Source organism: Streptomyces sp. MI02-7b, from assembly GCF_033793585.1.
Classification (GTDB): Bacteria; Actinomycetota; Actinomycetes; order Streptomycetales; family Streptomycetaceae; genus Actinacidiphila.
Genome location: NZ_JARAWX010000022.1, coordinates 22,642 through 46,048 on the forward strand (window position 1 = coordinate 22,642; position 23,407 = coordinate 46,048).

Below are 23,407 nucleotides of genomic sequence, written 5' to 3' on the forward strand. Positions count from 1 at the left end.
GCTCATCCGTGAGGTGCTCCATGTCCTCTTCCCTTCCCGCGGCGACCCACCCGTTTCCCGTCCGCGTCCTCGGCGGCCCGACCGCCCTCTTCGAGTACGGCGGCCTGCGCTTCCTCACCGACCCCACCTTCGACTCCCCGGGCGACTACCCCCGCGGCGACGGCCGGTCCCTGACCAAGACCGCCGCCTCCGGCGCGGCCCCCACCGACCTCGGCGCCATCGACGTGGTCCTGCTCTCGCACGACGAACACCCCGACAACCTCGACACCTCGGGCCGCGCCCTGCTCGCCGACGTCCCGCTCACCCTCACCACCCCCGGTGGCGCACAGCGCCTGGGGGAGCGGGCCAAGGGCCTGGCCGACTGGGAAGGTGTCGAGCTGAACCGCCCCGACGGCGGCACGGTCACCGTGACCGGCGTCCCCGCCGTCCACGGCCCAGGCTCGCGCGAGAAGGTGGAGCCGATCACCGGCCAGGTCGTCGGCTTCGTCCTGGCCGCACAGGACCTGCCGACCGTCTACGTCAGCGGCGACAACGCGTCCCTCGACGCGGTCAAGGAGATCGCCGAGCGCTTCGCCCCCGTCGACACCGCCCTGCTGTTCGCCGGCGCCCCCCGCTTCCCCGAACTCTTCGACAACCAGCTGATCGTCCTGAACAGCGCCCAGGCCGCCGAGGCCGCCGGACTCCTCGCCGCCCGCCGCGTGGTCCCCGTCCACTACGACAGCTGGGCCCACTTCACCGAAGGCCGCGACGAACTGGCAGCCGCCTTCACCGCCGCCGGCCTGGCCGACCACTTGGACTGGGGCCGGCGGGACTGACCCCGGCGCCCGAACTCGTCGACACCCGCCGCCCGTTCTTCACGTCGCGTGTCGCAGTGGTGCGCTGATGGCCAGATCGTCGTCGAGTCTGGCTGCCAGGGCCGGGGCGAGAGCCGGAACATGGCGAGTGGCCCACTGCTCGGTGAGGCAGAGAAAGCCCCGCAGGCCCTCCTGCACGGTGTGCAGGATCCCCGGCAGGTCACCTGTCAGGATCTCGATGGGCGGCCCGGAAGGAGCTTGCCGGGCACCTGCTCCGTCCGGCCACAGCCGTACGACCCCGGCGGCATGCTCAAGCCGTGGTGAGGGGTCGTGCCCGAGCCACAGGGTCTGTCCGTCTGCGACGCCGAGCCACTCGCGCCAGTCCTCCAGGCCGCAGCAACATCCCGGCCGGACGGTGACGTCGGTCCGGGTGTCGTGGACGCGCAGCCCTCCCGGCGCGATCACCTTGTCTGTCTCCAGCAGGCGGCGAATCGCCTCGCCGGCGTCCGTCAAGGGGCGATCTTCGTCGCTCGTCCGCGAGTTGTAGTCGGCCAGCACGGCCAGCGCGCTGCCGACTTCGAGCGGGGACATCCTGCCCGACAGGGCCATGAACTGGTACGGAGGCAGGTCGGCCACCGGCCAGAAGGAGAAGCCAACGGTGTCCGGAGTTTCCAGGACGGCATCCACGATCAACACCGCGTCATTCTCGCCTCGGCCGCAGTGCCACGCAGGGACCCCCCCCGGGTGTCCGGCGAGAGCCGGCTGGCGCGGCCCGGCGGGAAGCCGGGGTGCGGGCCTGATGAGCGGCCGCGAGGGCGGCCCGGGGGCTTCCGGACGGCACGAGGCCCCCGGAACCACGGGGAGAAAGTTCCGGGGGCCTGGCCGTGCACTTCGCGTTCGCTGGGTTCGACGACCGCCTGCGGCCGATGTCACGCATCCTTCGATGCTCGGCGTGCCGGTGTGTCAGAAGGGCTGCAGGCGGGTTTTGACGCCGTCGGCTTCGAAGTCGTAGATGGTGCGGTTGATGCGCAGGCCGTCGACGGCGCCGATCCACATGTTGTCGCGGCCCTTTCCGACCGCGACGCTGAGGATGGTCGGCTGGCCGACGCCGCCGGTGAAGGAGGCCTTCAGCTGGGTGAACGTGCACGGGGTGGCCTGGGTGCAGGAGGTCTCGTTGCCGGACAGGAACCAGGTGCCGCTCGTGGTGGCGTCGATGTACGGGCTCCAGCGGTCCACCGTCGTGACTGCGGGCGGGGTCCACACCAGGGTGGAGTAGTTGTCGCCGGCGGTCATGTTCGGATCGATCTCGATCCTGATGTTCGGCATGTTGGTCGGGCCGCCGTAGTTGACGTTCTCGCCGGTCTGGAAGACGTGGAAGCCGACCTTGTTCAGGCCCAGGACCGGGTTGCCGTAGAAGTCGACCTCGTTGCCGAAGTCGACCTTCTCGCTGGGGGGAGCCAGCGTGGTGGCGTTGTTCGCGACCTCGATGCCCAGGCTGCCTGTGCCGTAGGGCGGCCGGGCGGCGGATCCCGTTACGCCGAAGGAGCCGAACGGCCCGTTCCTCAGTTCGGCGACGGGGGAGCCGATCGTGTTACGGGTGATCACCCCCCAGTGGTCCGACAGGAGGCTCTTCTCGTCCGCGACGGCAGTTATCGCTCCCGGGACCATCGACGCCGCTATCGCGGCCAGTGCTATGGCCGCGAGCGCCTTGCCTCGGCGCACGCCAAATCGAGTGTTCACTGGTGTTCCTTTCCTGGGTGAAGGACGGTCACGAGCCCTTGGCACATGCCAGGTGCATAGCACTCTGACGGACACGCACAGTTACGGTACATGCCACTCAGTGACGGTGCCTGTTGGGCTAATCCATAGGGTGGGCGCGCTGCGCCCGGCTGGGCGGAGGAGCCGGACGCGATGCCCGTGCGATGAAACGGGGGCCGCCCCCGGAGCCGGGTCCCGCGCCCTGGAACGGGGCCGGGTCGGGCAGGGTGGGTGGTCTGACGACGGGGTCGCCGCCGGGGTGCCGGTGGCGCCGGCTGGGGCCCGACTTGCGTTGGCCGCCACAGATGTTCGTCAACGGATCAAGTTCACCTTGCGGTCGCCCCTCAGGCCGGCAGGCCGGGGAGGGCCCGCTGAGCAGGCGACGCGTGGGCTGGGCTCATCGTGGATGGCGTCGGTATATGCGTTTTGACCTACGTAGGCGCCGTGGGTGCTGTTCCATCCGGTGCCACGGAAAGTGATCGGTGAACTGCCGTCAGCGGCCGAGGCGGATCCATTGGCCCGGGGGCGCCGTGTCGCGGGGGGCTCGAGCGGCTGGGATGGCTGCGAAGGGGCGTGGTACTTCCTTGCCTTCCTCGATCCATTGGCGCAGGACGGCGCGGTAGATCGGCGGGTCCGCGCTGGCCTGGTATCCGCCGGGCTGACGAGCGTGGCCGGCGGTGCGGAGTGGGGGAAGGGCTGCGGTGTCCTCCAATACCCCCTCAACGACCGCGAAGAGCACGGGTGGTGGCCCGCGAGGAAGTCCTGGGCCGCGCCTAGGACCGAAAACGACCGTTCACTGGTCGGGGTCCGCACGAGTCCGCCGCGACTGCTGTTCAGGTCTTGGAAGGGACGCCCACCCCACACCTGCTGCTCACCGGGCGGTTCGCCGGCCCCTTCGGGGGTCAGGCGTTCGTGGGAGGTGGTTGTCAGTGCGCCCGCCTGCCTGTCCACGTCGCTGCCGAGGTCGATTACCTCACCGTCCAGCATCCAAAAATCTATGTTGGCCGAAGTAGACATTCGGCGGTGACATGGTTATGGTTTCTCTCGTAGCCAGAGAGATGCAGGGCCTGGCAGAGACGACCTGCCGGGCAGTAGTACCGCAGTACAGCCAGTTGAAGTGCGCAGGTCGGTGCGGTGGTGGAGTTCCGGAGCCAGAGCGGTTGCAGGACGGCGACGGGACTGACGACCGGACCGGGTGGCCCGCAGTGATCAGGGGCCACCGTGAGCAGTACTTCGGTGAAGGCGTCGGCTGCGGACGCGCGCACCGGGAGGTTCGGCAGTGGGGTTCCAAGCCGGAGCAGACGCAGGACGGGCGAAGGGGCCGGCTGCCGGACAGTGGCGCTACGCAGGCCACGGAGCAGTTCGCATCACCAGCAGTACGCAGGAGAGCAGTACCCGCAGTAGGTAAGTGATTGATCCCAGAGGGAAGAATGGAGGAGCAGAGCGCCATCAGGATCGCCCGGGCGGAGGTCGTGAGCCCGGGTACCGCAGGACATCGACAGTGAGGTGGTCTCCGGTCACGCATCCGCGATCCCCGCACCCCCGGCAGCATGTCGGTCGGGTGGGCGGAAACAGTAGGCCGGCGTACTTCCAGGGCCGGCAGATGGTGTAGCAGTTCCTTCGGGGCCCTGGTGCCAGCACGGCACCAGGGCCCCTCAGCGCGGTTTCACAGAGAGGTGCAATGACAGCAGACGACTCGTTCGGCCGTCTCGACGACGACGACTACCCCGCATTCACCATGGGACGGGCTGCCGAGATGCTCGGCACCACCCAGGGCTTCCTCCGTGCCATCGGCGAAGCCCGCCTGATCACCCCGCTCCGCTCCGAGGGCGGACATCGCCGCTACTCCCGCTACCAGTTGCGCATCGCCGCCCGCGCCCGGGAACTCGTCGACCACGGGACCCCCATCGAGGCCGCCTGCCGCATCATCATCCTCGAAGACCAGCTCGAAGAAGCCCAGCGCATCAACGCCGAATACCGCCGCGCCGCATCCCGGCACGCGGCCGACACCTGACCCCGCAGTCCGGGGCGACGTGCCGGGCCGCGCATTCCTCCGCCCACTCAGAAGACGAGCACATGATCGCCGAAGAGACCCAGCCGCCGGCACGCGGGCGGGAGTCCCAGCCTCGCCCCGGCACCACGCCCGACTCCCTGCGTACTCGCGCAGTTGATGCGCCTGTCGGCGCCCCCGGCCGGCTGACTGCCGGGCAGAGAGCCGCCGGCCCGGAAGGCGGGATGGAGCGCGCCGCGGCTGCGCTGAAGCCGAGGATGCGTGGCTGGCTCCACGCCGGCGTGTTCCCCCTCGCTCTGGTCGGCGGCATCGTCCTGATCGCTGTTTCGCGCTCGGCCGCGGCAGTGGCGGCCTGCTCGGTGTACGCGCTGTCGGCCTGCCTGCTGTTCGGTACCAGCGCGGTCTACCACCGCGGGAACTGGGGTCCGCGCGGCGAGGCGGTCCTGCGGCGGCTGGACCACGCGAACATCTTCCTGATCATCGCCGGCACGTACAGCCCACTGGCGGTCCTGCTGCTGCCCGCGGGCCAGCAGCTGGTGCTGCTGACCGCGGTGTGGGCAGGCGCCCTGGCCGGCATCGCCTTCCGCGTGCTGTGGATCGGGGCTCCCCGGTGGCTGTACACCCCGTGCTACCTCGTCCTGGGCTGGGTGGCCGTCTTCTACCTGTCCGACTTCGCGCGCACCGGCGGCACCGCGGTGGTCGTGCTCGTCATTGCCGGTGGTCTGCTCTACACCGCGGGCGCCGTCGTGTACGGACTCAAGCGCCCCGACCCCTCACCGGCCTGGTTCGGCTTCCACGAGGTCTTCCACGCCCTCACCATCGCCGCCTTCACCGCGCACTACACGGCCATCGTCCTGGCAGTCGCATGACTGCCTCGGCGAGGCCGAGCCCCAACCCCTCCTGCCGTGCTCAGCCACCCGGGGTCGGGGGTTGATCGGGGGCACGGCAGGCAAAGACCCTTCGAGGCGAACGGCAACCATTTTCCTCAACTCTGCGCTCCCGGCAGGCCAGAATCTATGACCGCGAGGCGAGGATTTGGCGCGCGGCGCCGGAAGAGTTTTTCCCGCAATGAACAGAGTGAAGTCATGCAACGTACGCGGGCCGACACGGCATGCTACTGTCGACCTCAGTTGCAGTCGCGGTTCCCAAAACTTCAAGCGCCTCCGTGAGTATTTTCAGCCACTGGAAGCGTTTTTATATATCCGGTCATTTTCCGGGCGGGGCGTCATTGCGGCGACCCGGTGTCCGTACAGGGCGGATGCTGGTGTACTGCCCCAAAGGAGATGTGACATGGCGACTGGCACTGTGAAGTGGTTCAACACGGCCAAGGGTTTCGGCTTCATCGAGCAGGACGGTGGCGGCGCTGACGTGTTCGCCCACTTCTCGAACATCGCCACGGGCCTTGGTGAGCTGCTCGAAGGCCAGAAGGTCACCTTCGACATCGCGCAGAGCCAAAAGGGACCGACGGCCGAGAACATCGTTCCCGCCTGACACTGGCGCCCACTTGGCAGCTGGTGCCCGAACGTGCGGCACCAGTTGCGGGAATCCCGCAGCGGTGTCACCTGCGGGACAACCCCCGCCCGCCGGCGCGCGCCTCTTCGGAGCTGCACCCGTCGACGTCCACGATTCACGTCCACGTCGACGCCACCGATTTCATCACCTGCACCCCGCTCCGGATTTAGCAGGCAAGATTCGCTTTCGCATCCCATTCGGCCCGTTCTTGTGATTCCTCGCGCTGTTCTTCCGCTGCAGGAATTCCTTGATACGTGCCGTATCAAGGAAGGTTCTGAATGAACCCCACACGTACGAACGACCGCTCCTCCCGCACCCGCCTCCGCACCGACGGCCCCCCTTCCGGCTCCGCCGCCGGTTCGGTTCGTGGCCGCCGCTTCGCTTCGTCCGCCCCGAGCCGTTCCGGTGGTCCGAGCCGCTCGGGTGGTTACGGCCGCCGGCCCGGCGCGGTTTCGGGAGAGTTCGCCCTGCCGAAAACGATCACTCCCGCGCTGCCTGCCGTCGAGGCGTTCGCCGACCTCGACATGCCCAGGGAGTTGCTGGCCGCGCTCACCGCGCAGGGCGTTTCGGTGCCGTTCCCGATTCAGGGCGCGACCCTGCCGAACACCCTCGCGGGCCGCGACGTCCTGGGCCGCGGGCGCACCGGCTCCGGTAAGACGCTGGCCTTCGGCCTGGCCCTACTGGCCCGCACCGCCGGCCGGCGTGCCGAACCCCGCCAGCCGCTTGCCCTGATCCTGGTCCCCACCCGGGAACTGGCCCAGCAGGTGACCGATGCACTCACCCCCTACGCCCGCTCGGTGAAGCTGCGCCTGGCCACCGTCGTCGGTGGGATGTCGATCGGCAAGCAGGCGGCTGCGCTGCGGGGTGGCACCGAAGTCGTCGTGGCCACCCCCGGACGCCTCAAGGACCTCATCGACCGCGGCGACTGCCGGCTGAACCAGGTCGCGATCACCGTCCTCGACGAGGCCGACCAGATGGCCGACATGGGCTTCATGCCGCAGGTCACCGCACTCCTGGACCAGGTACGCCCCGAGGGCCAGCGCATGCTGTTCTCCGCGACCTTGGACCGCAACGTCGATCTCCTGGTCCGCCGCTACCTCACCGACCCCGTCGTCCACTCCGTCGACCCGTCCGCGGGCGCGGTCACCACGATGGAACACCACGTCCTGCACGTGCACGGCACCGACAAGCACCGGACGACGACGCAGATCGCGGCGCGCGAGGGCCGCGTGATCATGTTCCTGGACACCAAGTACGCCGTGGACCGGCTCACCCAGGACCTCCTCAACAACGGTGTACGGGCGGCCGCCCTGCACGGCGGGAAGTCCCAGCCGCAGCGCACCCGCACCCTCGCCCAGTTCAAGACCGGGCACGTCACCGTGCTGGTCGCCACGAACGTCGCGGCACGCGGCATCCACGTCGACAACCTCGACCTCGTCGTCAACGTGGATCCGCCGACCGACCACAAGGACTACCTGCACCGCGGCGGCCGCACGGCCCGCGCGGGCGAGTCCGGCAGCGTCGTCACCCTGGTCACCCCCAACCAGCGCCGCGACATGACCCGCCTCATGACCGCCGCCGGCATCGTGCCCCAGACCACCCAGGTCCGCTCCGGCGATGAAGCCCTCAACCGGATCACCGGCGCCCAGACCCCCTCCGGCATCCCCGTCACCATCACCGCGCCGGCGCCCGAGCGACGCAAGCGCAGCGCGGCCTCCCGCAGTCGACGCGGTCCCGCTTCGGGTGCCCGGCGCGTGAGCGTGCGGCAGTCCGCCTTCGACGCGGCGGCCTGAACACCACATGCTCAGGAAGCCGGCCTATCTCTGCAGGAGGCACCTTTTGACGCTGGTTCAGATGCAACCCCGCTCGGCGAGTGCCACCCCCGTGCACAAGACGGTGGCCGACGCCATGGACACCGCCGGTCCGCAGGTCTGTGACGACATGACCGTCGAAGTGGCCCTGTCCGTCATGGCCAGTGCCCGCGTCGGGCACCTGCTCATCTGCGACAACGACGGCCTGTGCACCGGCCTGGTCACCCAGGCCCAGCTCACCGCCGTCCATGACAGCTCCGTCTACACCGACCGGGTCCAGCTGCGCGACATCCTCGGCGACCGCGGGCCGTTCACCTCGCCTGTGACCACGATGGCCGAAGCCGAGCACGCCATGCGCTACCGCCGGGTCGATGCCCTGCCTGTCGTCGACGAACAAGGTAGCGCTCTCGGCGTCCTCGCCCTTGCCCGCTGAACCGCCTCACCGCAGAACCATCCCCTCCTTCTCCCTGTGAGGCATCATGCGCTGTGTCATCGCCCGCTTCCCGTTCGACCTCACCAAAAGCGGCGTCCTGCAATCCATGACGGGCGTCAAGCCCGAGCCGGTCACCGGCGAGTCCGTGATCATCGGCCGCCGCAGCTACCCCGTCAAACAGGTCGGCCAGGTCATCACACGCCAAGACCGCCGCGATTTCAGCGCCGGCGAAGTCCTCCGGGCCATGACCCAGCTCGGCTTCACCTGCCGCGGCCTTCCCCGGACGGCCGCACCCACGCGTGCCCTCAGCCCGCTCCAGCAGGCTTCCGCGATGCTCGGCGCCCCTGCCGCCGTCTGATCGACGGGCAGGTGCGAGCGGGCTGTTCACCGTGTGCCGCCTCGTGGCAATAGCCGGGCGGGTTGGCTGCCTGGTGTCAGCAGGCCGTTCACGGCGGCATACAGGGACGAGGCCCGGGGCTCCCCGTCAAAGAGCGCCATCAGTGGACGTGGATGGTGCGCGGTCCGCTTCAGGGCACGTTGGCGAGTTGTTCGACGAGGTGTTCGCCGTGTGAGCGCAGGCCGGCCTTGCAGGACGGCGACCAGGGGCGGTACGAGTCGGAGGCGATCACGTTGTCCGGGCCCTCTCCCGGTTCGAGGAACGGGCACGATGATGCGGGCAACCTCGGTTCGTGCCGCCGGGGTTGGGGCGTGGGCTCTGCCGATGTTCTGGACGATCTCGACCAGGAGCCGCGGGTGTCGGCGAAGCAGATGGCTTCGACTCCCCGCTCGCCGGTGATGTCGACGCCCTCCCCGAGGACTCGCACGCCGGCGAGGAGGCCCGGTGGACCCGTCTGCACTGGGCTTCGATGCCGTTTGCGAACCGCTGGAGTGGAGTCATGGTCAAGAGTTGTGGACCGACGTCCGGCGTTCAGGCCATGACCCGGCCTCGGAGAATGATGCGGCTGGGGTGGGCCAGAGCGGAGGCGTCGAGTGTGGGGTCGGTGTCGTAGGCGACGAGATCGGCGGGGGCTCCGTCGACCAGGCCGGGCAGGCCGAGGTAGGCGCGGGCCGACCACGAGGCCGCGCCCAGCGCCGCCTCGGGCGACATGCCCGCACGGACCAGCCATGCGATTTCCGAGGTGACGGTGCCGCACGGGAAGCTGTCGGTGCCGGCCAGGATGGTGACACCGGCCTCGTGTGCGGCCCTCACATTGGGCAGCATGGTGTCCCATCCGGCCAGCCACCAGTCCCGGCGGGCGCTCGGTTCGGCGGCCCGCCGTCGGTCGGCTCCGGAGCCGAGGACGCTGAGCGTGGGGACGAACGCGGTGCCGTGGTCCACCATCCGATCGATCAGGCTCGGGTCCAGGTGCATGCCGTGCTCCAGGGTGTCGACTCCGGCCAGGACGGCGTTGCGACTGCCCTCGCTGGTCTGGCAGTGTGCGGCCACCCGGCCGCCGATCGCGTGCACGGCCTGGACGACAGCAGCGAGGACGTCCAGCGGCAGCGCGGGCTCGTCGTGCCTCCAGTCCGCGATGACCTTGCACCAACCCGAGGACGCGGTGGCCTCCTCCACGGCTGCGTGGACCAGGTCGGCCTCGCTCACGTCTCTTCCGAAGCCGGGAAAGAAACGGCCCGGGGTGGCCAGCCAGCGTCCGGCCGAGCGGACGCGGGGCATGTCCGGGTCTTCGCCCACCCAGTCGGGGATGCGGGCCGCGGACCCGGGCGTGCGTACCAGCAGCACTCCGGCGTCGCGGTGATCGGTCAGGTGCCGTCGAAGCGTCGCATCGCTGAACGGGGCCTCGAGGTGTTCGGTACCGGGATGGGTATGTGCATCGACCAGGCCCGGCAGCAGCCAGCCGCCGTCAACGACGAGGTCGGCATCGGGGGCAGCCCCGGCCCTCAGCTGGTCGCCGTCGATCCAGAAGGATCGTTCCTCCCGTTCGGGCAACACGACGCCACGTACCTGAAGCACCACCAGTGACCTCCCCCACGAATCCGCCTGCGCGTCGGTCGATCTCGCTGATCCTATTGGGGGACCGCGGCAGGAGAACCTCGGCATCAAGCCGCCGCACAGGGGGCCGGGACCCATGTGCGGGACGGCCTGGCCTTTCCCCCTGCTGTGGCGGCTGCCGGCGCATGCCGAGTGCGTCGGGTCCGGCGCGCCGTGCCTCGGCCGACTTCCCGATCCGGCGGCGGTGTTGTCCGGGAACTGACCGAGTCGAACCTCTACGACCGGCTCGTCGGGCTCGGTGAGCCGCTCAAGGTGCTTCCTGCCCGCCCGCCAGGGGGCTTCCCTCGCGGGCGTGGAACTGCTGAGCGGTCGTTCTTGTCGGCGGGGGTCCGACGCACGCCGATGGCGAGTGCTACCCCACCGGGGCCGTGCGCCGCGCAGCCCAGAAGCGGTAGAGGGCCCAGCCGGTGCCCAGGATCGCGGCCGTCCAGACGATGACCTCGGAGACGATGACGGACGGGGTCACGGTGAAGTGTGGTCGAGGTGGCATGACGATCATTTGAGCAGCGGCGCCCATGGGAACGGCGAGCGCCGCGAGCATGCCGATCAGCCCTGGTTTTCTTATGGCTGCGCCCGTCGCGCCCAGGGCCGGCCCGAAGAGAACGCCGGCCACCAGCCAGTAGACGATCGACGTCATGTTCTCGTCACCGACGACCGCGTCCGTCACGAAGTAGGTCATAGTGGCCCCGATCAGTGCCAGGGGTCCGGCCACCGCGCCGCGCAGCGGTGTTGCAGCGAGCCAGCCCATTGCGACCGCGAGCGCTGCCCAGCACCAGCCCGAGTCCATCAGCAGGCTGAGCACTTTGGCGGATTTTGCCCAGATGGTGCCGTGGAGCGGCATCCCTAACGTCGTGAACGGCGAGGAAAGGATGTCCGCGAGCGAAGTTGCCGCCCCGAATACCAGGCCCACCACCAGGCTCCCGGCTGTGATCTTCATCAGGGGATGGTAGCGAGCGTCTTCACGTGTCGCGGGTCAGCGCAGCATTTACGTGACACCGGCGAGGTGGAGGAGGCCTCGCTGTTGGTCAGCACGTGGTCTGGCCCCGCCGTACCAGGTTCATCTGGATCCGACGGCCGCTCCACTGTCGGGCCGGTGCCGGGCTGGCGCACAGGTGGGTCTTCCTGTGCGGGTGCGCACGCTCTTGGCCGTAGCGGGAGCCGGCCCGGGGGCCGCCGGCGCTGGGCTGACGGGAAGCGGGGTGCGGCCCGGTAAGCGGGCCGCGGTGGCGGCCCGGGGGCTTACCGGCCCCGAGTCGCATCAGTCGAGGGCGTGGCTGCGGCCGGTCCGCAGGATCTCGTCGGAGAGCTCGGGTTCGACGTGTCGTACGGCGCGGGCGAGCATCAGCGCGCCGACCATTTCGCTGAGCAGGCGGACGGCCCTGTGGCGGGCCTCGGCCGGGTCGAGCTCGTGGCCCTTGTCCTGGGCTTCGCGCAGGAACTCGGCGGCGAAGCCGGTGAGGTAGCCCTCGACGCCTTCGGCGTACGCGCTCTGCACGGCTTCGCTGTGCCGTCCGGCGTCGGTGGCCAGAGAGGCGGAGGGGCAGCCGCCGTCGGGGGCGTCACGGTGCGTGGTGGACAGGTACTCGGCCACGACCCGCTCCAGCGGGGAGCCGTCCTGGCCCGGGCCGTCCTCGATCGTTTGGGCCAGGCCCTCGAGCGAGGCGGCGTAGGAGGCGCCGCACACCTCCACGGCCAGGTCGTTCTTGGAGGCGAAGTGGTTGTAGAAGCCGCCGTGGGTGAGTCCGGCTTCCTTCATCAACTCGGCGATGCCGACCGCGTCGATGCCCTGCGAGCGGAACATGCGGCTGGCCGCGTCGAGGATGTTCTGCCGGTTGCGGGCCTTGTCCTCCTTGGTGATCCGCGGCATGGCCGTCCTCTCGCGTCGCTCTCGACTTGACATTTTTAATGATGCCTCTCATCGTAGCAGGAGGTTTTCAATGACCCCCATCATTAATAATTCCGGAAGGGGAGCGCCATGCGCGCCATCACCTACGACCAGCACGGAGAGGCCGGGCAGGTACTACGCCTGAGCGAACAGCCGGTCCCTGCTGCGCCCGCGGCCGGGCAGGTGCGGGTGCGGGTGCTGTCCCGGCCGATCCACCCCGGCGACCTGGCGGCAGTGGCGGGCCTTGCGGGCGGGCCGCGGCAGCGGTTCGCCACGCCACGGATTCCCGGCGTTGAGGGAATGGGCGTCATCGAGACCGTCGGCGAGGGCGTGCGGGACCTGCGACCCGGCCGGCGGGTGGCGTTCTTCCCGGTGCCGGGCGCGTGGAGCGAACTCGTCACGGCGCCGGCCGATCTTGTGGTGCCGGTGCCCGAGGACCTCAGCGACGAGACCGCCGCTTTGATGCTGGCCAACCCGCTGACCCTGCTCTCCTTGCTGCGGGCGGTCCAGGACGCCCAGCACGGCCAGGCCGGTCCGGTGGTGCAGACCGCCGCCGGTTCGTCGGTGGGAAAGCTGGTCAGCGCCGCGGCACTCAAGCACGGCATCGAGCTGGTCAACCTGGTCCGCAGCGCCGCGGGGGCGCAGACCATGCGGCAGCGCTTCCCCGCACTGCCGGCCATCTCGACGGCCGACGCCAACTGGCGCACTCAGGTCCGGGACGCGACCGGCGGCCGGGGTGCCCAGGTCGTACTGGACGCGGTGGGCGGATCCCTGACCGGTGAGCTGGCCGGGCTGCTCGCCGACGGCGGCACGCTGATCACCTACGGACAGCTCGGTTCCGGCAGCACGCCGCTGGAGTCGCTCGCGCTGACCCCGCGGGCCCTGACCGTGCGGGGCACGTCCGTCCTCCAGTGGATGGCCGCCCGCACGCCCGAGGAACGGGGTGAGGACGTCGCCTTCGCCGCCCGTCTGGCCGCGACCGCCCCGGAACTCTTCGAGGTCGCCGCCGGCTACGACCTCGCCGACTTCGCGAAGGCCATCGACCACGTCCGCCGCCCCGGCAGGAGCGGAACCGTCCTGCTCACCAGCCCCGCACCCTGAACCCCACGAAGGGCACCTCATGAAGATCGGAACCCTCGGCGCCGGAACCGTCGCCCAGGCCATCGCCCGCCACGCCGTGGCCCACGGCCACCAGGTCGTGCTGAGCAACAGCCGCGGCCGCGCCTCCCTGGCCGGCCTCGCCGACGACCTCGGACCGCTCGCCCACGCCGGCACCCCTCAGGAGGCTGCTGCGGCGGAACTCGTCGTGCTCGCGGTCGGCTGGCCCCAGATCCCGGACGCGGTGGCCGGCCTGCCGCCCTTCGACGGGCGCATCGTCATCGACGCCACCAACCAGTTCGCCTCCCCGCCGCCGCCCGTGAAGATCGCCGACCTGGGCGAGCTGACCGGCAGCGAACACGTCGCCTCACTGCTGCCCGGAGCCCGCGTCGTCAAGGCGTTCAACACCCTCTACGGCCAGTACATCGCCGCCGACCCGCGGCACCAGGCCGGACGCCAGGTGCTGTTCCTCGCCGGTGACGACGCCGACGCCAAGACCACCGTCACGGACCTGACCGCCGCCTTCGGCTTCGCCCCCGTCGACCTCGGCTCCCTGCGCGAGGGCGGACGCCTCATGCAGCTCGGCGGCCCGCTGTCCGGACTCCACGCCCTCCAACAGGACTGAGCCGGGCCCTCGCCCGTTCCTCACTCCCCTCCTCATCCCCCCTTCAGTACAAGGAAGTTGCTCATGACCACCACCCAGCCCCTGCTGCAGCCCGTCCGCCTCGGCGCACTGGACCTCGCCAACAGCGTCGTCATGGCCCCCATGACCCGCGCCCGCGCTCAGAACGCCGAGCTGGCCCCCACCGACCTCCACGCGACCTACTACGCGCAGCGCGCCGGCGCCGGCCTGATCGTCACCGAGGGAACCTGGGTCAACGCCGACGCGATCGGTTTCATCCACGCGCCCGGCATCTACACCGATGCGCAGACCGCCGGCTGGGCGAAGGTCACCGAAGCCGTCCATGAGGCCGGCGGGCGGATCGTCTCCCAGTTCGGCCACCTCGGCGCGGCCTCCCACCCCGACCACCTCGGCGGCCGCCTGCCCGCCGGACCCTCGGCCGTCAACCCCGGCGAGAAGTCCTTCACCCCCTCCGGCCCGAAGGACACCGTCACCCCGCGCGCCTACACCGCCGCCGAGATCGCCGCCACCATCGCCGACTACCGCTACGCGGCCGAGAACGCCCGCCGCGCCGGCTTCGACGGCGTGGAGATCCACGCCCAGCAGTCCCACTTGATCCCGCAGTTCCTCAACCCGCGTCTCAACCAGCGCACCGACGCCTACGGAGGCAGCAGCGAGAAGCGGGCCCGGTTCCTCCTCGACATCCTCGACGCCGTCAGTGACGTGTGGGGCAGCGACCGCGTCAGCGTGAAGATGTCCCCGGGCTGGAACAACGGAGGCACGTTCACCGCGGACGAGGAGACACTCGCCGACTACGACCAGCTGCTCAAGAAGCTCAACGACAGCAACCTGGCCTACCTGCACCTCCTGGGCACCCCCGGCACGATCGAGGAGCGGATCGCCCTCTTCTCCCGCTACCGCGCCCACTACCAGGGCAACATCGTCGCCAACCTCGGCTTCACGCAGGCCCTCGGCAACCAGATCCTCGACCACGGGACCGTCAACGCGGTTTCCTTCGCCGAACCCTTCATCGCCAACCCCGACCTGGTCGAGCGCTTCGCGCAGGGCCACCCGCTGGCCGACGGCGACCGGTCCACCTACTACGCCGGTCACTCCGAGGGCTACACCGACTACCCCGCCTTCACCGCCAACTGAGCAAGCAGGACGCCGGCGCTGCGTTGGTGTGTGGGGCGGCAGGAAACCTCCTGCTGCCCCACACCCAGTTCGTGCCGCTCTGCCGGACTGGCTCACCAGCCAACGCCAGTACGGCACATGGGGCCGCCTGGGTGACGGGACCGGCCCCGACGCGGACAGCGTGCGGGCCGCCTGTGAGTCCTTCCACTATCGCCGCCGCCAGCACACCTCCACGACCAGCCTTCCGAAAGGGTGTGTCCGCCGCGGGTCGCGGGCTGAAGCACGTCAGCACCGGAGGGTCCGCCGCGGCCTGACCTCAGCACCGGCACGCCCTCTCACCCGGCCTCGACCTGTCCTGGCCCGGATGCACCCGCATCCGATGGACAGCGCCCGCCCTCACAGGCCATCGCGCCAGGTCCCGACCCTGCTGAAGGCCCCTCAGGTCACCTCGTCCCACCGTCGAAGCGGTCGTCGCCTGCGTCCGGCTGCGCAGGCAACGCCTGGCCGGCGGGCACTGATTCCGCCTCGCCGATGTCCTGCGGTGCGATGTCGAGGTCGAGGTCGCAGGTCTCGTGGTCGCCGGGTTCCGCTGCCCGTCTTCGGGCCTTGCGCCGGTCGTTGAGAAGCGAGAAGACAACGGCGGCGAAGTAGAGCACCCAGATCGGTGCGGCCAGCGCCAGCATGGTCAGCGGGTCCGTGCTCGGCGTCGCCACGGCCGAAAAGACCGTGATCCCCATGATCATGCCGCGCCACCAGCCGATGATCCGCCGGCCGGACACCACTCCGGTGAGGTTCAGCATCACCAGCAGCAGCGGCATCTCGAAGGAGAGGCCGAAGACGACCACCATGCGGGTGACGAGGTCGAGCAGATCGTCCAGCGGCAGCAGGTTGTCCACCCCGTGCGGGGTGAGGCCGATCAGTACCTTCGCGGTCGTGGGCAGCACCTTGTACGCGATGAAGGCGCCGCCGAAGAACAGCGGGACCCCCGCGCCGACGAACCCGTAGGCGTATCTGCGCTCGTGCCTGTGCAGGCCGGGGGCAACGAACGCCCACAGCTGGTACAGCCATACCGGCGAGGCCAGCACGACGCCGGCCATGAGGGACACCTTCAGCGCCAGGGTGAAGGGCGCGAGCAGACCGTTGATCGTGATCCGCGCGCAGGTGGTGTTGGCGGTCCGCTCGGCCAGATCGGCGAAGGACGTCGGGCAGCCGACCGAGGCCAGCACCGGCCTGGTGGAGAAGTTGATGATGCCCTTGTAGGAGAAGGCCGCGGCGATCGTGACGACCAGGATGGCAAGGACGGCCTTGGTGAGCCGGTTGCGGATCTCACGAAGGTGCTCCGCGAGCGGCATCCGCCGCTCGGGATCCCTTTCCTTGGTGCGGGCCGATGGGGGCACGCCATGTCCTCATTTCGTGCGGCGGACCGGAGACTGCCGGCCCTGCGTCGGTTCAGCTCGGCATGGCGCCGGTTGGGCCTAGCGCGTTCAGGGGATAGTCGGTGCAGGTCGGCACCACTTACCGCGGTCTGATCTGTCCTGCCTGGACCGCGGACAGCGATGCGGGCGGCCGGGCAGCGCGAGAGGTGAGCCGGCCGGCAAGGCTTCGGGCAGCGTCTTGTCGCGGGGATGGGCCGAGGGCGGGCACGACCGGGCTCAGTCCCGGCGGCCGGTCGTGCTGTCCGCAGGCGCGGTGCGGGCGGTGGCGGTGTCTTCGGGAGCGTCCGGGATCGTCCCCGGTCCCGGTCCCGGTCCTGGCGCGGGCTCAGGCTCGGGGCGTGGCTCGTTCGGGGCGCTGTCGTCGTTCATGGCCCTGGTCTCGCTCTTGAGGATCCGCATGGACCTGCCCAGCGCCCGGGCCGTGTCGGGGAGTTTCTTCGAGCCGAAGATCAAGACCAGCACCGCGACCAGGATCAGCAGGTGCCAGGGCTCCAGCGCATTGCGGAACATCGTCACACCACCCTTTCGAACGCGTCGGCCTTCATCCCTGCCTCGGTTTTCCGTGCTTGACCGTGGCCTCGCCCGCGATCGTCGCGGCGACGATGTCGCCGTTCCCGGCGACCGGCTGACGGCGCACCGTCACCCAGTCCCGGCTGCTGCCCCTGGGGGCAACCGCGTTCGGGCGCCTGGAACAGCCGGTGCGTCCTCGGGTTCGGCCGCGGTGCGTTCAGCGGCTTTGACTGGGGTGACCGTTCCTGTCGCCGGCTGGCGAGTCGGCCGGCTGCTGCGGGGGCGTGCCGGGTGTCGAAGTCGCTGCGGGTCATGTGTCCTTCTTCCTGTCGGGTAGGCCGGTGTCGAATTCAGGTTCCCGGGCGCCCGGCGGCCGTCCAGGCGGCGTACTCCTGGCGGACGTAGCAGCGGCGGCCGGGGGCGGGCGTGGTCGTGTCGGGGTGGTGCGGGCCGGCCACGAGGTCGGGATGGCGGCGGTCGTGCAGGAGGAGTTGTTCGGCGGTTTCCGCGGCTGCCGCCAGGGGGCCGGGGCGGGGGTCGTCCATGGCCATCCGGTCCATGAGGGCGGCCCGGCGCAGCAGGCGGGCCCGTTCGGCGGCCGTCGGGTCGACCGGGGGGCCGGTGAGGGGCCGTGCCTGGCGGCCGTCGCGTTCGGCCTCGAGGGCGAGTACTTGGTGCATCTCGCGGCGCAGATCGGGCGCATTCGCGTACGCCTCGCGCTCAGGCGGGGCACCGAGGCCGTTCGGGGTGAGGTCCACGCTCACCACTGCTCCGATACGCCAGCGCCGCGGCGTCGGGAGGGCGCCCTGTCGTGGTCGGGGCCGCGGTGATCGAGGGCCGGTGGATGCGCCGCGGACCGCGGGGCAACCTTGGCCGGGCCGGGGCGGCCGTCGACGGGGCGGGGCCCCCGGGTCGCAAAGGCCAGTGCGCGGGGTCGTCGGGTGGCCCGGCGCCGCGGCTCGCGCGGAACGCCCGGGCCGGTCATGCCGAACACCTCAGGCAGGCGCGGACCTCGCGGCCGCTGCCCGTCTGGTGGACCTCGGTCGACTGGGCGAGGTCCTGGACGATGCCGGTGCCGCGGCCGTGTTCGTCGGGGGCGATGTCGCGACGAGGGCGCTCCACGGTCGTGCCGGAGTCGGTGACCACGATGTGAAGAGTGCCGTGGTCGAGGACGAGCACCAGGGTCATGCGCTCGCGGCCGTACTGGGCGGCGTTGGTGGCGAGTTCGTCGACGATGAGAACGGCGGAGTCCCGCTCGCTTGTGGGCACGCTCCAGGTCTCGAGCAGATCGGCCGCGAAGTGACGAGCGGCGGAGACGTGCGCCTCCCGCGCGGGCAGGGTGAGCAACGCCTGGTGGGTGCAGGGTTGGTCGGGCAGCGAAATCGGGCGGGGTGAATCGGTCACGAACATGGTCTTGTGGCTCTTCTGTGGAGGTGCGGAGCTCGGAACGGGGGGAGGCCGCCGGCGACGTCGGGGCGGTCGGTGGGGCCGGTCCTTGAGTGGGGCGCGCTCATTCAGTTCCACGGACGGCGCATGCCCATCGGTTCGACCTATTCGTACCTTTTGCTTGATTTCTTGTGGGTCCGTCGGTACGGCGGCCTGGCCGGACCCACGCGCCGGTGTCAGGGCTTGATCGATGCCGTACCCGGGCGGGCGGGACGGCGGTGGTTCGGTCCCCTCGCGTGATCGGCGGGGCACTCACGCAGCAAGCCGGCCCGGGGCCGGGCCGGTTCGCGGGAGCCGACGGTGAGGGTGCCCCGGCTCCCGGGAGGTCCCGGTGCGGGGTGGCCGGCCCGGTGCACCGCTGTCGAAGCCGCGTGACGGGAGCGGGCCGCGGCCCGGCGACCGAGGCCGTTGAACTGCCCCGGTGCCGACACGGCCGGCCTCCGGTGACAGGTGGTGCGGGCGGGGCGGCACCACGGCGTGATGGCTGTCGTCAATGCCTCACGATCGGATGGTGAGCAGCTTTCGGCCGTTGCCTGCGAGCATCTCGAAGTGCTCGATGGCTCCCGGGGACATGGCAACCGCCCCTGGGATCGTGGTGCCGGGAGGGTACTGGCCTGCCCGCCAGGTGGCGCTGTCCGTCCTGGCGCCGCCCGGCCCCACCGCCTGCAGCCGGCAGGTGATTCCGGCGGGCGCGCCCTTGGCGGAGACCTTGAGGACACTGCCCCAGGCGGAGGGGTAGACCTGCACCGTCGCCGAGACGCCGGTGGCGGGATCGCTTCCGGAGAACGTGCGCCAGGCGGCCGGCGCGGTCGGCCCGGGCGGCGTCGCCTGACTGCTCAGGGATCCGGTGGCCGCCAGCCATGTGCCGCCGGCCGCTGCCGCGACGAACGTCAGGGAGGCGGCGGCGCCGGCCAGTTGCAGACGCCAGGTCCTGCGGCGCCGGGCTGCGGCCTGCCCCAGCAGCCTGTCCAGGACACCCGCCTGTGGTGCCGGCGTTTCCGGTGTTTCCGGAAGCGCAGGCCGTGCGGGCGAGGGGCCCTGCGTGCTTTTGGCTGTCCGTGCCACCAGCCGGTCGGCCGGCTCCCCGTCCGCCGTCGCCGGCGCGGCGCGGCCGGCGGCTTCGGCCGCGGCCACCGTGGCCAGCAGCGAGGGCAGTCCCGACAGCCGGATGTGTTCGGCCCGGCACTCGTCGCATTCCGTGAGGTGGGCGCGTACCTGTTCCGTTTCTGCCGGGGGCAGTGTGCCCAGGACGTATCCCCCCAGCGCCAGTCGGAGGGCGTGGTGCTCCGCACTCATGGTCGCCACCTCCTGCGCACCGCGGTCATGGCTCGGTCCCCCGCTCCCGGGGCGCCGGCCGCGGGGCGTGCGGGGCGTGGTGGGTCCGTGGCTTCACGGTGCCCGGCGCGATGCCCGGCGCCCGTGCGGCCTCCACCACGCTCCGGCCCCGGCAGCCGGTCTCCGGCAGTGCCGCGCGGTGGTCCGGGGGCAGCGTCCGCACGGCGTCGGCAGCCACCCGGCTCTGCGGTGCCTGCTCGCTTGTGTCCTCGCCCGGTGGGCGTCGATGACCGGATGCCGGGCGACCGGGCGCAGCCGTGCCAGGGCCGGGCCGCGTGCGGGATCGAATGCGGCGGGATGCCGCCACGCCCGCGGCGGCGTCTTCTGCACCACGTTCTCCGCCCATTGCCGGTCTCCTGAGGTCGCTCGCAGCAGGTAGTGAGACAGGGGCCCTGCGTGCTCCGCGTGCACGGTGCGCAGCAGTTCCTCGCCCTCGGTCGAAGAGTCCCTCTACCCAAGACACGGCGCGGGGAGCGATCCGGATCGGTCTGCAGGCCATGTTTCAGGAACTCCGGGACATGAGCCGATCAGCGCACATCTGTACGGCTCCTTTCTGTAACGCACGGAGAGGGGCGGGAAGCACTCGGTGACTGCCACGGGAGGTGCGCCGGCGGCTGGCCCCACGCGATCACCGCGACCCCGGCGCCGGGCAGGCCGACCGATCTGCGGCGGTACCGAAAAGCCGCATAAAAGTGCATATGCGTCGAACCGTATGGCCCTCGCCGTCCGTGGAGTTGGGCAGAAGCCGGCTTTCACGCAGTTCCTCAATCGATTCCCCCCGTGTCAAAGGACGGATCGCAAGCGACCGGGACACGCCACGCGACGCGTGCGTTCCTGGCGCCGGCCACGCCCGCGCCGTGCCCTCGCACATCGAAGTCGGCGCCACCGCGCGGCCTCGGCCCGCCCCCTGGCGCACGCCACGGCGACGGCTCCGCGCGGCGCCGGTGCGCGTGCAGCGGTCGGGACAGGCCGTGAACACGGCATCCACCCCACATCCCTGCGGTCGCCTGCGCCCCTGCCGTCGCAGCCCCCCGTCCCCGCCTGACCAGTCAGGAGCCACCACCATGCATCTGAACTTCCGCACACCGGACCGGCGATCACGCGTTGCGGCCGGGCTGGCCGTCGCCACCATCGCCACCGTCGGCGCGCTCGGGCTGCTCAGCTCGTGCGCTCCGTGGTCGCACCCCTCGTCCTCCGGAGCCGGCGGCGTCACACCCGGTCCGGGTCAGCACCAAGCGGCCGGGATGCCCGGTGCCGCAGGGCCGGGGAAGGCGGCGGGCACCGCTCCCGGCGCCTCGCCGATGCCCAGCATGAACATGCCCACGACTCACTCGGGCGCGGGCGCGCCGGCCGCGCCGGTGACCGGGAACGCCGTGGCCATCAAGAACTTCGCGTTCTCCCCGGCCACGCTGAAGGTGAAGGCGGGGACGACGGTGACCTGGACCAACCAGGACACCGACGCCCACACCGTCACCAGCGCCCAGGCGGGCGGCCCGTTGCAGTCCGCCGCCCTGGCCACCCACGCCACCTACCGCTACACGTTCACCAAACCCGGCACCTACGCCTACCTCTGCACCATCCATCCGTTCATGACCGCCACCGTGGAGGTGACCCGATGACCGACTCCTACGACAGCCACGACGCAGCGCGGGACCGCGACGCCGGCCGGCCCGATACCGAACACGGCATGACCCGACGCCAACTCATGCGACATGCGGGGTGGTTCGGCGGCGCGGTGGTACTGACCGTGGCCGGCGGGGAGGTGATCAGCCACATCGCCGACGCCCGGGACACCCACGCCGGTGCCGGAACCGGTGCCGGGTCCGGTGCTGCCGCCGCGGGAAGCGGCACGCTGCGGTTCGTGCAGGTCTCCGACAGCCATATCGGGTTCCAGGGTCCTGCGAACACCGACGTGGCCGGCTCGTTCACCGAAGCGATCAACCAGGTCAACTCGCTGGGATTCAGGCCTGACTTCGTCATGCACAGCGGCGATCTGACCCACCTGTCCACGGCCGGGCAGTTCGACCAGGTCAAGCAGATGATGGCCGCAATGAAGACAGACCGTGTCTTCACCGTGCCGGGGGAGCACGACTCCATCGGCGATGCGGGCCGCACCTACCGGCGGACCTTCGGCACGGGCACGCTCGGCGACGGCTGGTACAGCTTCGACACCCACGGCGTGCACTTCATCGCCCTGGTCAACACCTTGAGCCTGGAGAAGCTCGGCCACCTCGGCAACGAGCAGATCGACTTCGTCCGCAAGGACGTCGCCGGACTGCCGTCGGACACCCCCATCGTGGTCTTCAGCCACATCCCGCTGTTCGCGATGTACCCGCAGTGGGGCTGGAGCACCGACGACGCCCTCAAGGTCATCGCCCTCCTGCGCCGCTTCTCCTCCGTCACCTGTCTCAACGGGCACGTCCACCAGCTGTTCACCAAGACGGAGGGCAACATCACCTTCCACTCCGCCACCACCACCGCCTACCCCCTGCCCAAGCCGGGCCGTGCCCCCGCGCCCACCCCGCAGGTCGTCCCCGCCCGGCAGCTCAAAGACGCCCTGGGCATCCGCAGCGTCGGCTACCACCAAGGCGATCGCGAACTGGCCGTCAAGGATGAGAGGTTGGCATGAACACCCGAAGGCTGCCCGTCCTCGTCCTGCGGTGGGCGACTGCCGCAACCCTCGCCGCCGGCGGATACATCCACGCCGAGCTCTACCTCGACGAGTACCGCTTCGTCCACCTCATCGGCCCCCTGTTCCTCCTCCAGGCCGGCACCTCCTTCGCCCTCGCCGCCCTGCTGCTGTGGGGGACGCCACCCCTGCTGCTGAGGGCCGCCGCGGCAGGCGTCGCGCTCGGGGCCCTCGGCGGTTTCGCCGCCTCGCGCACCGTGGGCGTGTTCGGATTCACCGAGCGCGGTCTGCAGCCCGCACCGCAGGCCCTCCTCAGCCTCCTCGCCGAGACCGGAACGCTGCTGCTCCTCGCGGCCTGGCAGATGGCGCTGGCCGCACAACACCGCGCTGCCCGACCACTCCTCACGCCACCGATCCGGCCCCGGGCCACCACCCGCACACCACCGGACTGAACCGCCACGGCGAAGCCCGCCGTCCACGCCACCTGCCGACCTTTCCAAAACCAAGGGGGTATCTCCCATGCACCTGGAACCACGCCCAGGAATCGCCTGGCCGAGTCCGCACCTGCGCGAACTGAGGGACGCTGTGCGCATCCTGCTCGGCCTGGACGACGACACCGCCGTCATGATCCGCCAGTTCGGCTGCGGTGAGCTCGGCCACCCGCCGTGGGAAACCGTCGTCGAGGTGCTGCCCATGGACGGCGGGGTCCACCGCTGGACACTCCACCGCCCCGCCGACGAGATCACCGAGCACGACCTGGCCACCGCTTTCCAGTCGGCTCCGGCTGAGCCAGGACGACGGCATCGGTGATGCCCTGCCGGCCGTGTGCGGTCGCGGGACGTGCCGAGGGCCCGGCGCGCACAGGCCGGGCCCTCCAAGGGGCCTCGACGCGTGGGCGGGCGGCAACGGCCCGTGCCGGCTCGGGTGGCGGGCCGGGCAGGGTCTGCAGCCGGGTGAAGGCGGCCGCCAGGTCGTGGCGCCC

The 23,407-nt window shown here is 70.7% G+C and carries 25 protein-coding genes and 2 pseudogenes; 14 read left to right on the forward strand and 13 right to left on the reverse strand.

From position 1 onward, the window contains the following. Window positions 1–20: 20 nt before the first annotated feature. Window positions 21–815, forward strand: a complete 795-nt coding sequence (locus PV364_RS30320) for an MBL fold metallo-hydrolase (protein ID WP_319663647.1) — start codon at window positions 21–23, stop codon at window positions 813–815. Window positions 816–854: 39 nt separating this feature from the next. On the opposite strand, the gene PV364_RS30325 is transcribed toward PV364_RS30320, so the two are convergent. Together PV364_RS30325 and PV364_RS30330 are read right to left on the reverse strand one after the other, a co-directional pair. Then, window positions 855–1,490 (reverse strand): hypothetical protein, encoded by a 636-nt coding sequence (locus PV364_RS30325; RefSeq protein ID WP_319663648.1) that lies wholly within the window; start codon window positions 1,488–1,490, stop codon window positions 855–857. 267 nt (window positions 1,491–1,757) lie between these two features. Beyond that, window positions 1,758–2,534, reverse strand: a complete 777-nt coding sequence (locus PV364_RS30330; RefSeq protein ID WP_319663649.1) for a hypothetical protein — start codon at window positions 2,532–2,534, stop codon at window positions 1,758–1,760. 1,699 nt (window positions 2,535–4,233) lie between these two features. Here PV364_RS30330 and PV364_RS30335 point away from each other — a divergent pair. The 6 genes from PV364_RS30335 to PV364_RS30360 all read left to right on the forward strand — a co-directional run bounded on the left by PV364_RS30335 (window position 4,234) and on the right by PV364_RS30360 (window position 8,677). Further along, window positions 4,234–4,566, forward strand: a complete 333-nt coding sequence (locus tag PV364_RS30335) for a MerR family transcriptional regulator (protein ID WP_319663650.1) — start codon at window positions 4,234–4,236, stop codon at window positions 4,564–4,566. A gap of 62 nt (window positions 4,567–4,628) precedes the next feature. Then, window positions 4,629–5,432, forward strand: coding sequence for a PAQR family membrane homeostasis protein TrhA (gene trhA / locus PV364_RS30340; protein WP_319663651.1), 804 nt, complete (start codon window positions 4,629–4,631; stop codon window positions 5,430–5,432). 421 nt (window positions 5,433–5,853) lie between these two features. Then, complete coding sequence (locus PV364_RS30345) at window positions 5,854–6,054, forward strand: cold-shock protein (protein WP_319663652.1); 201 nt, start codon at window positions 5,854–5,856, stop codon at window positions 6,052–6,054. 299 nt (window positions 6,055–6,353) lie between these two features. Next, window positions 6,354–7,868: a DEAD/DEAH box helicase gene (locus tag PV364_RS30350; protein ID WP_319663654.1), complete on the forward strand. Its 1,515-nt coding sequence runs from the start codon at window positions 6,354–6,356 to the stop codon at window positions 7,866–7,868. A 46-nt stretch (window positions 7,869–7,914) separates the two neighbouring features. After that, a complete protein-coding gene (locus PV364_RS30355; protein WP_319663655.1) occupies window positions 7,915–8,319 on the forward strand; it encodes a CBS domain-containing protein in 405 nt (134 codons plus the stop codon). Window positions 8,320–8,365: 46 nt separating this feature from the next. Next, window positions 8,366–8,677 (forward strand): SCO5918 family protein, encoded by a 312-nt coding sequence (locus PV364_RS30360; protein WP_319663656.1) that lies wholly within the window; start codon window positions 8,366–8,368, stop codon window positions 8,675–8,677. Window positions 8,678–8,855: 178 nt separating this feature from the next. Here PV364_RS30360 and PV364_RS30365 read toward each other — a convergent pair. The 4 genes and pseudogenes from PV364_RS30365 to PV364_RS30380 form a co-directional block, all read right to left on the reverse strand. Further along, a pseudogene (locus PV364_RS30365) lies at window positions 8,856–9,208 on the reverse strand (helicase); the annotation flags it as partial. A gap of 39 nt (window positions 9,209–9,247) precedes the next feature. After that, window positions 9,248–10,291, reverse strand: coding sequence for an amidohydrolase family protein (locus PV364_RS30370; protein WP_319663657.1), 1,044 nt, complete (start codon window positions 10,289–10,291; stop codon window positions 9,248–9,250). Window positions 10,292–10,682: 391 nt separating this feature from the next. Continuing rightward, a complete protein-coding gene (locus PV364_RS30375) occupies window positions 10,683–11,267 on the reverse strand; it encodes a DUF6518 family protein (protein WP_319663658.1) in 585 nt (194 codons plus the stop codon). A 321-nt stretch (window positions 11,268–11,588) separates the two neighbouring features. Continuing rightward, window positions 11,589–12,197 carry a TetR/AcrR family transcriptional regulator gene (locus tag PV364_RS30380; protein ID WP_319663659.1) on the reverse strand — a complete coding sequence of 203 codons (609 nt, stop codon included), beginning with the start codon at window positions 12,195–12,197 and terminating at the stop codon, window positions 11,589–11,591. A gap of 108 nt (window positions 12,198–12,305) precedes the next feature. On the opposite strand from PV364_RS30380, the gene PV364_RS30385 reads away from it, so the two are divergent. The 3 genes from PV364_RS30385 (at window position 12,306) to PV364_RS30395 (ending at window position 15,090) form a co-directional block, all read left to right on the forward strand. Continuing rightward, window positions 12,306–13,316, forward strand: a complete 1,011-nt coding sequence (locus tag PV364_RS30385; RefSeq protein WP_319663660.1) for a zinc-binding dehydrogenase — start codon at window positions 12,306–12,308, stop codon at window positions 13,314–13,316. Window positions 13,317–13,335: 19 nt separating this feature from the next. Continuing rightward, the gene (locus PV364_RS30390; RefSeq protein ID WP_319663661.1) at window positions 13,336–13,938 is read left to right on the forward strand and encodes an NADPH-dependent F420 reductase; all 603 of its coding nucleotides are present in this window, start codon (window positions 13,336–13,338) and stop codon (window positions 13,936–13,938) included. A gap of 63 nt (window positions 13,939–14,001) precedes the next feature. Further along, the gene (locus tag PV364_RS30395; protein ID WP_319663662.1) at window positions 14,002–15,090 is read left to right on the forward strand and encodes an alkene reductase; all 1,089 of its coding nucleotides are present in this window, start codon (window positions 14,002–14,004) and stop codon (window positions 15,088–15,090) included. Window positions 15,091–15,512: 422 nt separating this feature from the next. Here the strand turns inward: PV364_RS30395 and tatC are convergent, their stop codons facing one another. From tatC to PV364_RS41355, 7 genes and pseudogenes are all read right to left on the reverse strand, one after another. Beyond that, window positions 15,513–16,466 (reverse strand): twin-arginine translocase subunit TatC, encoded by a 954-nt coding sequence (gene tatC / locus PV364_RS30400; RefSeq protein WP_319663663.1) that lies wholly within the window; start codon window positions 16,464–16,466, stop codon window positions 15,513–15,515. A 255-nt stretch (window positions 16,467–16,721) separates the two neighbouring features. Next, window positions 16,722–17,015 carry a Sec-independent protein translocase subunit TatA gene (tatA, locus tag PV364_RS30405; RefSeq protein ID WP_319663664.1) on the reverse strand — a complete coding sequence of 98 codons (294 nt, stop codon included), beginning with the start codon at window positions 17,013–17,015 and terminating at the stop codon, window positions 16,722–16,724. A gap of 34 nt (window positions 17,016–17,049) precedes the next feature. After that, window positions 17,050–17,154: pseudogene (locus PV364_RS30410) on the reverse strand (LexA family protein); the annotation flags it as partial. A gap of 211 nt (window positions 17,155–17,365) precedes the next feature. After that, window positions 17,366–17,779: a hypothetical protein gene (locus tag PV364_RS30415; protein ID WP_319663665.1), complete on the reverse strand. Its 414-nt coding sequence runs from the start codon at window positions 17,777–17,779 to the stop codon at window positions 17,366–17,368. A gap of 217 nt (window positions 17,780–17,996) precedes the next feature. Further along, window positions 17,997–18,425 (reverse strand): ATP-binding protein, encoded by a 429-nt coding sequence (locus tag PV364_RS30420; RefSeq protein WP_319663666.1) that lies wholly within the window; start codon window positions 18,423–18,425, stop codon window positions 17,997–17,999. Between the two features lie 534 nt (window positions 18,426–18,959). Beyond that, window positions 18,960–19,757, reverse strand: coding sequence for a zf-HC2 domain-containing protein (locus PV364_RS30425; RefSeq protein ID WP_319663667.1), 798 nt, complete (start codon window positions 19,755–19,757; stop codon window positions 18,960–18,962). 93 nt (window positions 19,758–19,850) lie between these two features. Next, a complete protein-coding gene (locus tag PV364_RS41355; RefSeq protein WP_401980756.1) occupies window positions 19,851–20,207 on the reverse strand; it encodes a sigma factor in 357 nt (118 codons plus the stop codon). Between the two features lie 653 nt (window positions 20,208–20,860). On the opposite strand from PV364_RS41355, the gene PV364_RS30430 reads away from it, so the two are divergent. The 4 genes from PV364_RS30430 to PV364_RS30445 all read left to right on the forward strand — a co-directional run bounded on the left by PV364_RS30430 (window position 20,861) and on the right by PV364_RS30445 (window position 23,235). After that, a complete protein-coding gene (locus tag PV364_RS30430) occupies window positions 20,861–21,415 on the forward strand; it encodes a cupredoxin family copper-binding protein (RefSeq protein WP_319663668.1) in 555 nt (184 codons plus the stop codon). After that, window positions 21,412–22,425 (forward strand): metallophosphoesterase family protein, encoded by a 1,014-nt coding sequence (locus tag PV364_RS30435; protein WP_319663669.1) that lies wholly within the window; start codon window positions 21,412–21,414, stop codon window positions 22,423–22,425. The genes PV364_RS30430 and PV364_RS30435 overlap by 4 nt, the downstream gene beginning before the upstream one ends. Next, entirely contained in the window at window positions 22,422–22,877 is a 456-nt protein-coding gene (locus PV364_RS30440; RefSeq protein WP_319663670.1) for a hypothetical protein, read from the forward strand. The genes PV364_RS30435 and PV364_RS30440 overlap by 4 nt, the downstream gene beginning before the upstream one ends. A 67-nt stretch (window positions 22,878–22,944) precedes the next feature. Then, a complete protein-coding gene (locus PV364_RS30445) occupies window positions 22,945–23,235 on the forward strand; it encodes a hypothetical protein (RefSeq protein WP_319663671.1) in 291 nt (96 codons plus the stop codon). Window positions 23,236–23,407 lie beyond the last annotated feature (172 nt).

Coding starts and splice junctions, on each gene's coding strand:
- PV364_RS30320 (WP_319663647.1), top strand. CDS start 21: ATGTCCTCTTCCCTTCCCGCGGCGACCCACCCGTTTCCCGTCCGCGTC.
- PV364_RS30335 (WP_319663650.1), top strand. CDS start 4,234: ATGACAGCAGACGACTCGTTCGGCCGTCTCGACGACGACGACTACCCC.
- trhA (WP_319663651.1), top strand. CDS start 4,629: ATGATCGCCGAAGAGACCCAGCCGCCGGCACGCGGGCGGGAGTCCCAG.
- PV364_RS30345 (WP_319663652.1), top strand. CDS start 5,854: ATGGCGACTGGCACTGTGAAGTGGTTCAACACGGCCAAGGGTTTCGGC.
- PV364_RS30350 (WP_319663654.1), top strand. CDS start 6,354: ATGAACCCCACACGTACGAACGACCGCTCCTCCCGCACCCGCCTCCGC.
- PV364_RS30360 (WP_319663656.1), top strand. CDS start 8,366: ATGCGCTGTGTCATCGCCCGCTTCCCGTTCGACCTCACCAAAAGCGGC.
- PV364_RS30375 (WP_319663658.1), bottom strand. CDS start 11,267: ATGAAGATCACAGCCGGGAGCCTGGTGGTGGGCCTGGTATTCGGGGCG.
- PV364_RS30380 (WP_319663659.1), bottom strand. CDS start 12,197: ATGCCGCGGATCACCAAGGAGGACAAGGCCCGCAACCGGCAGAACATC.
- PV364_RS30385 (WP_319663660.1), top strand. CDS start 12,306: ATGCGCGCCATCACCTACGACCAGCACGGAGAGGCCGGGCAGGTACTA.
- PV364_RS30390 (WP_319663661.1), top strand. CDS start 13,336: ATGAAGATCGGAACCCTCGGCGCCGGAACCGTCGCCCAGGCCATCGCC.
- PV364_RS30395 (WP_319663662.1), top strand. CDS start 14,002: ATGACCACCACCCAGCCCCTGCTGCAGCCCGTCCGCCTCGGCGCACTG.
- tatA (WP_319663664.1), bottom strand. CDS start 17,015: ATGTTCCGCAATGCGCTGGAGCCCTGGCACCTGCTGATCCTGGTCGCG.
- PV364_RS30420 (WP_319663666.1), bottom strand. CDS start 18,425: ATGTTCGTGACCGATTCACCCCGCCCGATTTCGCTGCCCGACCAACCC.
- PV364_RS30425 (WP_319663667.1), bottom strand. CDS start 19,757: ATGAGTGCGGAGCACCACGCCCTCCGACTGGCGCTGGGGGGATACGTC.
- PV364_RS30430 (WP_319663668.1), top strand. CDS start 20,861: ATGCATCTGAACTTCCGCACACCGGACCGGCGATCACGCGTTGCGGCC.
- PV364_RS30435 (WP_319663669.1), top strand. CDS start 21,412: ATGACCGACTCCTACGACAGCCACGACGCAGCGCGGGACCGCGACGCC.
- PV364_RS30440 (WP_319663670.1), top strand. CDS start 22,422: ATGAACACCCGAAGGCTGCCCGTCCTCGTCCTGCGGTGGGCGACTGCC.
- PV364_RS30445 (WP_319663671.1), top strand. CDS start 22,945: ATGCACCTGGAACCACGCCCAGGAATCGCCTGGCCGAGTCCGCACCTG.